Genomic DNA, 12796 nt, shown 5'->3' with positions numbered 1-12796 from the left:
GCCGGGCATTCCCGAGTCCTTCAAGGTCCTCATCAAGGAAATGCAGTCGCTGTGCCTGAATGTCGAGGTGCTCTCCAGCGACGGCATGTCCATCGCGCTGCGCGACACCGACGAGGACGTCTTCCGCGCGGCGGAGGAGCTCGGTATCGATCTGTCCCGGCGTGAGCCCAGCAGCGTCGAAGAGATCTGACGGTCCCCATGCGTGACCCGGCCAGCCTGTGACGGAGGAGAGGTTGTCGTCCTCCGTCACAGGCCCGGCACGCTGCGGCCGGGGAGCGGGTCAGCTGCGCAGGCGAGGGCCTGCATCGTCTCGCGCCATCCTCACCGCAGCGTGCGGAAGAAGGCCCGGATGTCCTCCACGAGCAGTTCGGGCGTCTCCATGGCGGCGAAGTGGCCACCCCGGTCGAACTCCGACCAATGCACGACCCTGTGCTCACGTTCGGCGATCCGCCGGACACCCGGGTCGCCCGGGAAGACGGCGACGCCGTGCGGCAGCGCCGAATACTCGGCTGCGGCGCCCCATGCCTTCTGCGTCTCCTTGTACAGACGGGACGAGGACGCGGCGGTCCCGGTGAACCAGTAGATGCTGATGTCGGTGAGCAACTGGTCGATGTCCACCGCGTCTTCGGGCAGTTCCCGCGCCGGGTCGGTCCACTCCTTGAACTTCTCGGCGATCCACGCCATCTGCGCGGCGGGCGAGTCGTGCAGGCCGAACGCCAGGGTCTGCGGCCGGGTCGCCTGGATCATCGCGTAACCCGCGCGGTCCTGGTCCTGGAACTGGCCGAGCCGGCCGAGCTCGGCCTCGGTGAGCCCCGCGAACTCGGCCGGGTCGCCGGTGGGGAAGCCGAGGCCGCCGTTGACGTGGACGCCCACGACGTGCGCGGCGTCGGCGCGGCCGAGCGCCGGTGAGATGACCGCCCCGCTGTCGCCGCCCTGTGCGCCGTAGCGGTGGAAGCCGAGGCGGCTCATCAGCTCGGCCCACGCCCCGGCGACCCGGTTCAGGTCCCAGCCGGGCTCGGTGGTCGGCCCGGAGAAGCCGAAGCCGGGAATCGACGGGGCGATGACGTCGAAGGCGTCGGCCGGCTCGCCGCCGTGCGCGGCCGGGTCGGTGAGCGGGCCGATGACGTTCATGAACTCCGCGACCGAGCCGGGCCAGCCATGCGTGATGATCAGCGGGAGCGCGTCCGGCTCGGGCGAGCGGACGTGCAGGAAGTGTACGTTCTGTCCGTCGATATGGGTGGTGAACTGCGGGAACGCGTTCAACCGCGCCTCGGCCGCGCGCCAGTCGAAGCCGGTGCGCCAGTACGCGGCCAGCTTCCGCGCGTACGCGACCGGAACGCCATAGGACCAGTCGACTCCCGGCAGTTCGTCCGGCCAGCGCGTCGCGGCGAGCCGGTCGCGTAAATCGTCAAGCTGCTCCTGCGGGACCTCGATGCGAAAGGGTGTGATCTCCGAACTCATGCCCCCATCCTGCTCCGCACGCGTTCCCGCTGGTAGTGCCCCGTGCACCGGCCGGATGTGCAGAATGCAGACGGTCCCCGCAACGACGCCGCACGGCATCGTGCCGGAGCAGCTGATTGTGGCGCACGTCACGCGGCCGCGCTGTCACAAGGATCGGTGCGTCGGCATCTTGTGTTCGTTCATCGCAACACCCGACAACACAAGGGATCGCATCATGAGCTCAGCACTTGAAACCCTGCGCCGTGACTTCGGCGGCGACATCATCGAACCGGGCGGGGCGGAGTACGAAGCGGCCAGTGGCTCGCTCCTGGCTTCGGGCAGCCCGACCCACGTTCTGCGGCCCATGAGCGTCGAGGACGTGCGGGCAGGCGTCAGCTTCGCGGCCGGCGCCGGGCTTACGTTGTCCGTGCGCGGCGGCGGCCATGGCTTCGCGGGCTTCGGCACCAACGACGACGGTGTCGTGATCGACCTCAGCAGGCTCGCGACCGTGGAGATCACCGACGACGAACGTCACCTCGTGCGGATCGGCGGCGGCGCCACCTGGGGTCAGGTCGCGGCCGGGTTGGCTCCGCACGGCCTGGGGATCTCCTCCGGCGACACCAAGAGCGTCGGTGTCGGTGGGCTGACGTTGACCGGTGGCATCGGATGGAAGGTCAGGAAGTACGGCCTGGCCCTGGACCAGCTGGTCGCCGCGGAGGTGGTCACCGCCGGCGGAGACGTCGTGCGGGCGAGCGCGGAGGAGAACCCGGAGCTGTTCTGGGCGATCCGCGGCGGCGGCGGCAACTTCGGGATCGTGACCGCCTTCGAGTTCGTGGCATATCCGACGACGGACGTCTTCCACGGCAAGATCGCCTTCCCGGCCTCGGAGGCGGCCGGCGTGCTCCAGGGTTGGGCGGACTATCTCCGTACCGCCCCCGAAGAGCTCACGTCCATCGTGGACTTCGCCAACCCCTTCGCCGGCGGACCCGAAGCGCCGGTCGAGATCCACGTCGTCTTCGACGGCGACGACCCGGAGCTCGCGGCCCAGGCCATCGACCCGATCCGCCGGCTCGGCACGGTGATCGGTGACGACATCGCGCTCACCCCTTATGCGGACACGCTCGTGGACGGCGCGATCCCGCCGCCCGGCATCCGGCTGGTCACCCGCAGCGCGTTCGTCGACAAGGAGTCGGTGTCCGCGGTCCTCCGCATCCTTGCCGAGGTGGGAGCGTCGCAGGGGTCGCCGTTCATCGCCGTCCGCAGCGTCGGCGGCGCGGTGTCCCGAGTCCCCCACCATGCCACCGCCTACGCGCGTCGCCAAGCGGAGTTGATGTTCGTGACCACCATCGCGGGTCCGGAGCCGGTCGTCGAGGCCGCCCGTCCCGCTCTGGACACGATCTGGGCGCGACTCGCACCTCACGTCAACGGCGCCTACGCGAACTTCCTCGCTTCCGCCACCGAGGAGGACATCGCCGCGATCTATCCCACGGAGACCTATGAGCGGCTCGCGGCGGTGAAGCGTCAGTACGACCCCGGCAACCTGTTCGCCCGCAACCACAACATCCGGCCATAGGGGCTCCGGGCTGGACCAGGACTATCTGCACTATCCTGGTCCAGTCGGCCCGTAACGAGGTGGGGGCCTGGGCCGACCGGCGCGCGCTGTCCCCCAGCGCAACTGCACGTGCAGGGGGCTGGGGAGATCCCGGGCTGACGGCGGCGTCGTACGCGGCGCGCCGCGGCTTCGCGGGGAAAGGGAGAGCGCCCACCCCTTTCCACTCTTAACGTATAGCGCACCAGGGGGCTTGCGGCAAGACCCCGGTCATGGCGCAGAATCGTCGACCGAGGCCAGAACCTGCGGAAATGGGAGTCACGAAGTGCGTGTGTTGTTGTCGACGTATGGGTCACGGGGGGACGTCGAACCACTGGTGGGACTCGCGGTGCACTTGCGGGCACTCGGCGCGGAGGTGCGGATGTGCGCGCCGCCGGACGAGGAGTTCGCGCGGCGGCTGGCCGGTTTCGGCGTGCCCCTGGTGCCGGTCGGCCGGTCGGCGCGGGCGCTGACGACCGGGACGCTGCCGCCGTCAACCCTCCCCCAGCGCGCGGCCGAGTTGATCGCCCGGCAGTTCGAGACGGTCATCCCGGCGGCCGAGGACTGCGACGTGCTGGTGGCGACCGGCGTGCTGCCGGCCGCGGCCGGCGCGCGGTCGGTGGCCGAGAAACTGGGCATCCCCTCCGTGTCCGTGACCTTCCAGCAGCTCACCCTGCCGTCGCCGCGCCACTCACCGCTGGCCTACCAGGGCCGGCCGTTCCCGCCGGAGGTGACCGACAACCGGGTGTTGTGGGACCTGGACGCCCAGAGCATCAACGCGCTGTTCGGCCCGGCGCTCAACACGAACCGGGCGTCGATCGGACTGCCGCCGGTGGACAACGTCCGCGACTACGTCATCGGTGACCGGCCGTGGCTGGCCACGGATCCGATCCTGGACCCGTGGCAGGGGACGCCGGACTTCGACGTCGTCCAGACCGGCGCGTGGATCCTGCCCGACGTTCAGCCGCTTCCGGCCGGGTTGGCGGCGTTTCTGGACGCCGGCGCTCCCCCGGTGTACGTGGGCTTCGGCAGTATGCCCATGCGCGCCTCGACGGACGTCGCCCTGGTGGCCGTCGAGGCGGTCCGCGCGCAGGGCCGCCGCGTGATCGTCTCCCGCGGCTGGGCCGAGCTGGGTCTGATGGACGACCAGGACGACTGCTTCGCCGTCGGCGAGGTCAACCAGCAGGCCCTGTTCGGCCGGGTGGCCGCCGTCGTGCACCACGGCGGCGCCGGCACGACGACGACGGCCGCCCGGGCGGGTGCGCCCCAGGTGGTGGTACCCCAGGCGACGGACCAGCCCTACTGGGCCGGCCGGGTGGCCGACCTGGGCATCGGCGCGGCACACGACGGTCCGGCTCCGACGGCCGAGTCCCTGTCGGCGGCGCTCAGGACGGCTCTGACGCCCGAGACCCGCGCACGAGCGACCGCCGTGGCCGGCACGATCCGCACGGACGGAGCGACGGTGGCCGCGACGCTGCTGCTCGACGTCGCCGCCCGGCGCGATCAGCCCGGAGGCGTCGCCGCCCGGCGTGATCAGCCGGAGGACGCCGCCGGCGTTCACGTGAACCGGGCGGGATCGCCGAGCCGGGAAAGCACCTCGTCCACCTCAGTTCGGAGCTGATCTGTGAATCCTTTGACCACCAGCGCGTTCGACCTGCCCGGCCATCTCCTCCCCAAGGCCGACCCGAAACTGATCGCCGCCGACGACCAGCACTTCGCGGCCATCGCGGAGAGCCTTGCGCAGTCGATCGCCGACCTGTCCGACCGCCTCGATGCCGCACGCAAGGCGCCCGGCGGCATAGGCAGGCAGGTGATGGACCGGGATCTGGAGATCCACCGGCTGACCGCTCGCCTGCGCGCGCTGCGTCGGTTCGGTCTGGACCTTTGCCTCGGGCACATCGTCAGCGCGGACGACCCCGAGCCCGTGTACATCGGACGACTCGGCCTCACGGACAGCACGGGTCGCCGGCTGCTGCTCGACTGGCGCTCCCCCGCGGCCGAGCCGTTCTTCGGAGCCACCCACGCCAACCCGATGGGTCTGGCGAGCCGCCGCAGATATCGCTGGACCCGCGGCCGGATCAGCGACTACTGGGACGAGGTGTTCGCCTCGGAGGGGTTCGAAGGGCACGCCGCGCTCGACGACCAGTCCGCCTTCATCGCCAGCCTGGGCAGCAACCGCTCACCCCGGATGCGAGACGTGCTCGGCACCATCCAGGCCGACCAGGACGCCATCATCCGCGCGGGATCCAGCGGCGCTCTCGTCGTCGACGGCGGTCCGGGCACGGGGAAGACCGTCGTCGCCCTGCACCGCTCCGCCTACCTCCTCTACTCCGACCCTCGCCTCGGTTATCACCGGGGCGGCGTGTTGTTCGTCGGCCCGCACCAGCCCTATCTGGCCTACGTCGCCGACGTCCTGCCCAGCCTCGGGGAGGAGGGCGTGCAGACCTGCACCTTGAAGGACCTCGTCGCCGAGGGGGCCGCGGCGACGATCGAGGCCGACCCGGACGTGGCCCTCCTGAAGTCGTCCGCGAACCTGGTGCAGGCGATCGAGCCGGCCGTCAGGTTCTACGAGAACCTGCCTGCCAAGGGGATGACGGTCACCACCCACTGGTCCGACATCTCGCTGAGCGTGCACGATTGGGCCGAGGCGTTCGAAGCGGCGGAACCCGGCATTCCGCACAACGACGCGCGTGACCTGATCTGGGAGGAGTTGCTCCGGATCCTGGTGGACAAACACGAAGACGACGACGCCCCGGCCGACCTGATCCGCAAGTCGCTGCTGCGGAACAGGGAGCTGCTCACGACGTTCAACCGCGCGTGGCCGCTGATCGAAGCGGCCGACCTCGTCGGAGACCTGTGGTCGGTACCCGCCTACCTGCGCAAGTGCGCTCCCTGGCTCAGTGCCGACGAGATCCGGCGGCTGCAGCGCGCGGACGCCCAGGCCTGGACGGTGTCCGACCTGCCGCTCCTGGACGCGGCACGCCAGCGGCTCGGCGACCCGGAAATGTCGCGACGCAAGCGTCGGCACGCCGCCTCTGTCGCCGCCGAACGCGAGCACATGGCCAAGGTCGTCGACATCCTGCTCGAAGCCGACGACGACGGTGAGGGTGTGATGACGATGCTGCACGGACAGGACGTCAAGAACGCCCTGATCGACGAGACCGCAGCGCCCGGCACCGAGCCGGACGTGCTCGCCGGCCCGTTCGCGCACATCGTCGTGGACGAGGCCCAGGAGCTGACCGACGCGGAGTGGCAGATGTTGCTGCTCCGGTGCCCGTCCCGGAGCTTCACCATCGTCGGGGACCGTGCCCAGGCCAGGCACGGGTTCACGGAGTCCTGGCAGGAACGGCTTGAGCGGATCGGGCTCGACCGGATCAGCCTGGCCTCCCTGAACATCAACTACCGGACGCCGGAAGAGATCATGGCGGAAGCCGAGCCGGTCATCCGGGCCGTGCTCCCGGATGCCAACGTGCCGACCTCCATCCGCAGCAGCGACGTCCCCGTCGTCCACGGGTCCGCCGCGGATCTGGGCTCGATCCTCGACGCCTGGCTCGCCACGCATGCGGACGGGATCGCCTGCGTCATCGGCGACCCCGCCTTCAGGGCGACGTCCCGCGTCCGGTCACTGAGCCCGGAGCTGTCGAAGGGGCTCGAGTTCGACCTGGTCGTCCTCGTCGACCCGGAGGCGTTCGGCGAAGGCGTCGAAGGAGCGGTCGACCGCTATGTCGCGATGACCCGGGCGACCCAGCAGCTCGTCATCCTCACGAGCTCCTGACGCCGGCCGGGACCATGCCGAGCCGGTGCGGGACGACGCGGGGCCACGTCAGCGGAGGTCGACGGCGTGTGCCGTCGCGCGATAGCCGGCGTCGTTGAGGTGCAGGTGGTCGCCCGCGTCGTAGGCGGGGTCGAGCTGGTCCTGGTCGGAGGGCGGGCGGCAGGGTGGCGCCGATGACCCGCAGCCCCTTGGCGCGGGCCTGCCCGGTCAGGTCGCGATGCCCCGCGATGATCTGCCGGGCCGAGACGTCGGTGGGCGCTCCGAGGGGCGAGGGGGCCCGGCTCATGCCGATGTCGTTGATGCCCTCCAGGATGAGGAGACCGGGAGAAACCGTGGGAAGGTGAAGGGCTACTCGAAGACGCGCTCGATGACCGCGGCTTGTTCGCTCTGACCGGCGCGGAAGTAGCGGGTGGCGGTTTCGATGGAGGCCAGGCCGAGGAGGGCTTGGACTTGAGCTGGATCCGCGCCGCCCTGGCGTAGACGAGTGGCATAGGTGTGACGGCAACGATGCGGCCGTAGTCCTGCTTGGCCGGCGTCTTGGCCGACGGCCAAGAGGGGGTACGGCCGGAGTACGCCAGAAGGAGCTCCGGTGCGGTATCGCAGCGCCGACCTCGAAGCCCGCCTCACCGAACCGGCAGCGGGCTGACCGCGACCGTCATCGCGTCAAGGCAGCCCGTCCCCGGACACGCCGCACCCCCAACGACCGGCCAAAGGAGCCCCCATCATGACCCCGCTCGAACGAACCCTTGCCAGAGCCCTCACCGAGGTCGTCATCAGGCTGGACCTCAGCGACGACGACGCCATCACGCCCGTGGCCACGATGCAGGTGATCGAGCCGGTGGCCGCCCTGCTGCAGGACCTCCCCGAGCAGGACCGGCAAGCCCTCGCCGACCTGATCAACCAGTTCGCGCAGCGGAGCCGACGCCAGGCAGCTCGCAACCTGAGCCCACCGGCGGCGCAGCCTGACAGAATCGTGACCCATGATCGACGATTTCGCGAAAGACAACTTGCACGAGAGACTGCGGCGGGACCGCAAGGCGCTGCTCTGGAAACTCGACGGCTTGTCCGAATACGACGCCCGCCGACCTTTGACAGCGACCGGAACCAACCTCCTCGGCCTGGTCAAACACGTGGCCACCGTCGAGGCCAGGTACTTCGGCGAGGTCTTCGACCGCCCTTCCCCGGAACCCCTGCCCCGGTGGCAGGACTCCGACGGCAGCCACTGGGCGACCGAGGACGAGACCCGCGAACAGATCATCGGGTTCTACCGGCGCACGTGGGAACACTCGGACGCGACGATCAAAGAGCTTCCCCTCGACGCCCCCGGCCACGTGCCGTGGTGGCCGGAGTCAACGCCGACCTGGCACACGAACCTGTTCGCCATCATGGTCCACGTCCTCGGCGAGTCCACCCGGCATGCCGGGCACGCCGACATCCTGCGCGAGGGCCTCGACGGCCGGACCGGGTTGCGCCCCGAATACGAGGAGCAGATCGACGAGGAAGCCCGTGCAGCCTACTGCGCGAAGATCGAACTGGCCGCCAGGGCGGCCGCACCAATCAAGGCTTAACCACAATCGCGCCACCGTGACCCCGCCCTTGGCGGGGCCACGGTTCACCTCCGCCCCCTCCAGCAAGATCACTTAACGCCAAAGGTCGAAGCGCTGCGACGCGTCCTTTACGACCTCGAGGCACTCTCCGCACGCTCCGTTCTTCTTGGGTCCGGGCTGCGTTCGGCAACTTGGCCTACGTGAAAGAAGAGATCATCGTCCTCTGACCTGCTGGAAGGGTCCTCCAACCCTAGATAACTGCGGGCAAGGGGATGTCTGTCGCGCTGGAGAACATCATGGCGACGGACTCACCGGTCTTCGACGACGCCCGCACCCGCGCCCTCTCCCGGCTGCTCGACGCCGGCAGTGCGGCCGGCACTGTTCGCGGTGATGTCACTGGCCCCACCCTGCTGCGGGCTCTGGGCGGCATCTGCGCCATGCGCGTGTCCGAGGGATGGCTCGACGAGGCCCGGCAGATCACCACCCTCCTCCTCGATGGCCTGCGTCACGGGGCCCCGCGCGTGAGCTGAGCCGAAGAACACGCGCGCCCGGCACGTTACTCATGCCCGCTCCCGTCGTCGTCGTCCAGTTCCGGGGCGTCCGAATCACGCAGCGGGCGCAGGACTCCGGCGGCCGGGGTGGAGGCGGTGAGACTATGGCGGCCGAGCGAATTCAGGGTGCGGTGCTTGAGCGGGGAAAGCCGGGCGATGTCCTCGCCCTGGAGCTGGGCGACGGCGACGTCGATGTACCGCGTCGTCCGAGGCTATCTTGGGTTCTTGACCTCTTGCCGCAGGTCAAGAGGTGATGATCTTGTCAGGCACGTAAGGCGTGTTGGCCGGGGTTGACCACCGGAGTGCCACCCGCAAGGAAGGTTGGCGGCGTACCGGGTCGCGAGGGCGAAGGAGCGCCGTGCAGCAGACCCCAGGGCCTTCTCAAACTCGGGCCGGGCACCCTGCGCCCGGTACATCGTCCGGCATACTCGAACGGCGTTCCATCGTCATGGTTCGCCGGCGATGAGTCTGTGTACTGCCTCGGCGATCGCCACAGTGATCTCGTCGGCGTGGCCGGGCCGGTGGGGCGGGGCGGTGGCGCCGACGGGGCCGTCGGAGGTGGCCAAGGCGACGATGAGCGCCAGGAGGATGGCTGGGCTGAACGCGTCGCCGAGGCGCCCTTCGCGCTGGGCGGCTCCGATCGCGTCCAGCTTGGCGGCGTAGGCGGGTGAGGTCGCGGTGGGATCGGGCCCGTCTGCGCGCTCCAGCCGGTGCCAGGCGACCAGCCGCATGACCTCGGGGTGCCGATGGCAGTGCTCATGGACGCGCCTGGCGTAGCCGGGCAGGTCGTCGACGGTGAAGGGAACGGCATCCAGGCCCTTGGCGACCTCGGCGGCGAAGACCGTCTCGAAGAGGGTGTCCTTGTTCGCGAAGTAGACGTAGATGAGGTTCTTGTTCACCGAAGCCGCCTTGGCGATGCGGTCCACCCGGGCGCCGGCGAATCCGTAGGCGGCGAACTCCGCCGTGGCGGCCTGGAGGATACGGCTCTTGGTGGCTTCGGCGCGGGACATGGCCTCTATTGTGACAGGCTGACTAACCGGTTAGATGACGCCGACCGGCCAGGAGATGTACTTGTGCTCCAGGAACTCGGCGATGCCGTAGGCGCCACCTTCACGGCCGAGGCCACTGTGCTTGTAGCCGCCGAAGGGCGCGTCGGGATTGACCCCCCAGGAGGCGTTGATGTTGACGATGCCGCTGCGGATCCGGCGGGCGACCGCATGGGCGCGAGCGAAGTCACGGGTGAAGATCCCGGCGTTGAGCCCGTAGTCGCTGTCGTTGGCGATCTGTACGGCCTCGTCGTCGCCGGAGAAGGGGATGACCACGTTGACCGGGCCGAAGAACTCCCGCTGGGCGATGGTCATGGAATTCTCGACGCCGGTGAACAGGGCCGGCTCCAGGTAGAAGCCCTGACTGAGGCCAGGCGGGCGGTTGCCGCCATAGGCGAGGACGGCGCCTTCCGCCTGACCTTGACGGATCATCGCCTCGACGCGCTCGCGCTCGGCGGCGCTGATGAGCGGGCCCATGGCCGTCGCCGGGTCCGCCGGGTCGCCGATGGTGACGGCGGCCAGCATCGGGATTACCTTGGCGACCAGCTCGTCGTGCACGCGTGCGTCCACCAGGGTACGCGTCAGCAGCAGACAACCCTGTCCCGCGTTGGTGACGGTGTTGCCCACCACCTCCAGTGCCGCCCGGTCCAAGTCGGCGTCGGCGAAGACGATGTTGGCGGACTTGCCGCCGAGCTCCAGGACCACCTTCTTGAGCGTGGCCGAGGCCTGCGCCGCAATGGTGCGGCCGACCGTGTCGGAGCCGGTGAAGCTGACGATGTCGACGCCGGGGTTGCTGGTCAGCTCCACGCCCGCCGCCACGTCCCCGGCGATGATGTTGACCACGCCGGGCGGGAATCCGGCCTCCTCGACGAGCTCGGCGATGAGCAGGACTTGCAGGCTCGTGTGCGGGGACGGCTTGATCACCGTGGTGCATCCGGCGGCCAGGGCCGAGGCGAGCTTGTGCACGGTCAGCGGGACGGCGGCGTTGAACGGCGTGAGCAGCGCGGCCACTCCGATCGCCTCCCTGGCCACCACGCCCTGGGTGGTCTGCGGCTGCCCGGTCATTGATGAGGCCGCGTGCGGGTTGAGTGGCGTGGTGAAAGCCATGGAGGGCAACAGCCGGTCGGCCACGTCGTACAGGAAGTCGATCGCGCTCTGCACGTGGACGGCTTCGGCCAGCGGCCGCGGGAAGCCGCTCTCGCGCACGACCAGGTCGACGAACTCGTCCCGGCGCCCGTGCATGGCCTGGCCCAGGCGGCGAAGCAGCTCCGCACGGTGGCGGGGAGTGGTGTGCGGCCACGGGCCATTGTCGAAGGCCTGGCGAGCGGCGGCCACCGCCCTTGCGGCGTCACCTCGCGAGGCCGATGGGACAGTGCCGAAGGGCTGCCCGGTGGCTGGGTTGATGACGGGCATCATCTCCTGGGCCGGCACCCACTGGTTGTTGATGAACAAGCGGTTGGCCATGACGCAATCCTGACTAACTAGTTATCCAATTTGCTTCCGCTGGAGAAGCTAGGGCTAACCATCCGGTTAGTCAACCGGTCGGCACCCTTCAGCGAGCCAGACGGAGTCCGTCGGCGCCTCCTCCAGGCCGCTGATCAGGAGGCCGCCATCGGTCCCGGCCGTGATCTGGATGGGGACTGCGACCAGGGCGCTGATTTTCATCACGCTGTGGTCGCTGGTTCTGCTACCCAGATACCAGCCCGCGTACGGTCCGAGCCCGGCCAGCGCGGCGGGCACCTGGGCCGGCGGCTCCTCGGGCTGGAGATAGCGATCGACGATCTTGGTAGCCAGAGTCAGGCCATTCACGCCCTCGCCGCCCGTCCCGTCCCCGTTGGAGACGACGTGCACACCGATGCCCTCCTGCGGCAGCAGGGCCATGAAGGCGTGCATGCCGGGCATGTCCCCATACTTGACCAGCATCCGGTGGCCCCGGTGAACCACCTCTTCGAACATGAAGCCCATACCCGGCAGGTCCGGGTGGTCGGCGTACTGGCGGTGCTGCATCTGTTCAGCGACGCCCCGGCCCAGGCGGGGGTCCTTGGACAGCTGGGCGAGCAGGTAGTACGGTCCGGATCGACGGGCAGGGACGCTGCGGTGTCGGCGAAGCCGTACCCCTGATTGAGCACCTGCTCGTCGCCTCGCTGCTGATCGAGCTGGACGCGCGCACGCACTTCCTGGACTGCTTCACCCACGCCGGCGGGCGCAAGCTCAGCACGTCCGTGGAGACCAAGCGCAACATCTTGGCCGTGCTCATCGCGATGTCCACGAACCTGGGTCTGGCCCGGATGTCGGAGGCGTGCGGGGTGTCCTATGACGTGCTGGCCTGGACGATGGAGTGGTATGTGCGGGAGGAGACGCTGCGCGAGGCCAACACGGTCATCGTCGACCACCACTTCGTCCACGCTCGGCGTCAACGGATGTGACACCAACCTCGGCTCGCGGGTCGCGTAGTACTTGGACCCCCGCCTATCGCATCACCGACGCCGGACTGGCGGAGGTACGCCGCTGGCTGGCCGAGGACGACGTCGATCACACCCTGCGCAGCGAGTCTGTCCTGCGCTCCTTCTTCTTCTGGCTCATGGAACCGGAAGAACTGCTGGCGCACCTCCAGCGCGAGCAGCAGCAGTTCTTCACCGAGGTTGCCGCCATGTCTCGGGCCTGTGCGGCGGCAAAGGACCGCGGCGACTTCGGAACCAGTGCCCCGACCCGATCGATGCGGGTGGCGCCGGAGGCGGCGGTCCGCTTCTACGACGCGCTCGCCGACTGGGCGGAGTGGGCGCAGACCGTCCCGCCCGCGATCCCGGCAGAAGAAGAGGGCCCCGAGGCGGGGCAACTGCCGCAGTGAA

Annotated in this window: 14 protein-coding genes; 9 read left to right on the top strand and 5 right to left on the bottom strand. The window is 69.5% G+C overall.

The features are described 5' to 3' along the window. On the top strand, positions 1–190 hold a 190-nt coding region (locus ACWD0F_RS43790; protein WP_449887797.1), incomplete at its 5' end, for a hypothetical protein. A 131-nt stretch (positions 191–321) separates the two neighbouring features. On the opposite strand, the gene ACWD0F_RS43785 is transcribed toward ACWD0F_RS43790, so the two are convergent. Next, a complete protein-coding gene (locus tag ACWD0F_RS43785) occupies positions 322–1461 on the bottom strand; it encodes an epoxide hydrolase family protein (RefSeq protein WP_449887795.1) in 1140 nt (379 codons plus the stop codon). A 214-nt stretch (positions 1462–1675) separates the two neighbouring features. On the opposite strand from ACWD0F_RS43785, the gene ACWD0F_RS43780 reads away from it, so the two are divergent. The 3 genes from ACWD0F_RS43780 (at position 1676) to helR (ending at position 6803) form a co-directional block, all read left to right on the top strand. Continuing rightward, on the top strand, positions 1676–3013 hold the full coding sequence (locus ACWD0F_RS43780; RefSeq protein WP_449887793.1) for an FAD-binding oxidoreductase: 1338 nt from the start codon (positions 1676–1678) through the stop codon (positions 3011–3013). Between the two features lie 301 nt (positions 3014–3314). Continuing rightward, on the top strand, positions 3315–4649 hold the full coding sequence (locus ACWD0F_RS43775) for a glycosyltransferase (protein ID WP_449887791.1): 1335 nt from the start codon (positions 3315–3317) through the stop codon (positions 4647–4649). A 3-nt stretch (positions 4650–4652) separates the two neighbouring features. After that, positions 4653–6803 carry an RNA polymerase recycling motor ATPase HelR gene (helR, locus tag ACWD0F_RS43770; protein ID WP_449887789.1) on the top strand — a complete coding sequence of 717 codons (2151 nt, stop codon included), beginning with the start codon at positions 4653–4655 and terminating at the stop codon, positions 6801–6803. A 348-nt stretch (positions 6804–7151) separates the two neighbouring features. On the opposite strand, the gene ACWD0F_RS43765 is transcribed toward helR, so the two are convergent. Further along, a complete protein-coding gene (locus ACWD0F_RS43765) occupies positions 7152–7430 on the bottom strand; it encodes a tyrosine-type recombinase/integrase (protein ID WP_449887787.1) in 279 nt (92 codons plus the stop codon). A 353-nt stretch (positions 7431–7783) separates the two neighbouring features. Between ACWD0F_RS43765 and ACWD0F_RS43760 the strand changes: the two genes are divergently transcribed. From ACWD0F_RS43760 to ACWD0F_RS43750, 3 genes are all read left to right on the top strand, one after another. Next, positions 7784–8371 carry a DinB family protein gene (locus ACWD0F_RS43760; RefSeq protein ID WP_449887785.1) on the top strand — a complete coding sequence of 196 codons (588 nt, stop codon included), beginning with the start codon at positions 7784–7786 and terminating at the stop codon, positions 8369–8371. Positions 8372–8646: 275 nt separating this feature from the next. Continuing rightward, a complete protein-coding gene (locus ACWD0F_RS43755; protein ID WP_449887783.1) occupies positions 8647–8880 on the top strand; it encodes an SbtR family transcriptional regulator in 234 nt (77 codons plus the stop codon). Between the two features lie 32 nt (positions 8881–8912). Then, complete coding sequence (locus tag ACWD0F_RS43750) at positions 8913–9155, top strand: hypothetical protein (protein WP_449887781.1); 243 nt, start codon at positions 8913–8915, stop codon at positions 9153–9155. Positions 9156–9347: 192 nt separating this feature from the next. Here ACWD0F_RS43750 and ACWD0F_RS43745 read toward each other — a convergent pair whose 3' ends face one another. The 3 genes from ACWD0F_RS43745 to ACWD0F_RS43735 all read right to left on the bottom strand — a co-directional run bounded on the left by ACWD0F_RS43745 (position 9348) and on the right by ACWD0F_RS43735 (position 11954). Next, positions 9348–9911 carry a TetR family transcriptional regulator gene (locus tag ACWD0F_RS43745; protein WP_449887779.1) on the bottom strand — a complete coding sequence of 188 codons (564 nt, stop codon included), beginning with the start codon at positions 9909–9911 and terminating at the stop codon, positions 9348–9350. Positions 9912–9941: 30 nt separating this feature from the next. Beyond that, a complete protein-coding gene (locus ACWD0F_RS43740; RefSeq protein ID WP_449887777.1) occupies positions 9942–11411 on the bottom strand; it encodes an aldehyde dehydrogenase family protein in 1470 nt (489 codons plus the stop codon). Between the two features lie 66 nt (positions 11412–11477). After that, positions 11478–11954 carry a hypothetical protein gene (locus ACWD0F_RS43735; protein WP_449887775.1) on the bottom strand — a complete coding sequence of 159 codons (477 nt, stop codon included), beginning with the start codon at positions 11952–11954 and terminating at the stop codon, positions 11478–11480. Positions 11955–12022: 68 nt separating this feature from the next. Here ACWD0F_RS43735 and ACWD0F_RS43730 point away from each other — a divergent pair, with 68 nt between their 5' ends. Then, positions 12023–12373, top strand: a complete 351-nt coding sequence (locus ACWD0F_RS43730; RefSeq protein WP_449887803.1) for a Tn3 family transposase — start codon at positions 12023–12025, stop codon at positions 12371–12373. Beyond that, positions 12370–12795, top strand: a complete 426-nt coding sequence (locus ACWD0F_RS43725) for a hypothetical protein (protein ID WP_449887773.1) — start codon at positions 12370–12372, stop codon at positions 12793–12795. Before ACWD0F_RS43730 ends, ACWD0F_RS43725 begins: the two co-directional genes overlap by 4 nt. Position 12796: the final 1 nt, after the last annotated feature.

Source organism: Nonomuraea sp. NPDC002799 (assembly GCF_053592075.1).
The sequence above is the reverse complement of the archived record's forward strand: the minus strand, read 5'-3'. Positions and strand labels throughout refer to the sequence as shown.

What these genes read in the sequence shown, in the direction of transcription:
- ACWD0F_RS43785 (WP_449887795.1), bottom strand. Translation starts at nt 1,461, where the DNA reads ATGAGTTCGGAGATCACACCCTTTCGCATCGAGGTCCCGCAGGAGCAG.
- ACWD0F_RS43780 (WP_449887793.1), top strand. Translation starts at nt 1,676, where the DNA reads ATGAGCTCAGCACTTGAAACCCTGCGCCGTGACTTCGGCGGCGACATC.
- ACWD0F_RS43760 (WP_449887785.1), top strand. Translation starts at nt 7,784, where the DNA reads ATGATCGACGATTTCGCGAAAGACAACTTGCACGAGAGACTGCGGCGG.
- ACWD0F_RS43755 (WP_449887783.1), top strand. Translation starts at nt 8,647, where the DNA reads ATGGCGACGGACTCACCGGTCTTCGACGACGCCCGCACCCGCGCCCTC.
- ACWD0F_RS43750 (WP_449887781.1), top strand. Translation starts at nt 8,913, where the DNA reads ATGCCCGCTCCCGTCGTCGTCGTCCAGTTCCGGGGCGTCCGAATCACG.
- ACWD0F_RS43745 (WP_449887779.1), bottom strand. Translation starts at nt 9,911, where the DNA reads ATGTCCCGCGCCGAAGCCACCAAGAGCCGTATCCTCCAGGCCGCCACG.
- ACWD0F_RS43740 (WP_449887777.1), bottom strand. Translation starts at nt 11,411, where the DNA reads ATGGCCAACCGCTTGTTCATCAACAACCAGTGGGTGCCGGCCCAGGAG.
- ACWD0F_RS43735 (WP_449887775.1), bottom strand. Translation starts at nt 11,954, where the DNA reads ATGCAGCACCGCCAGTACGCCGACCACCCGGACCTGCCGGGTATGGGC.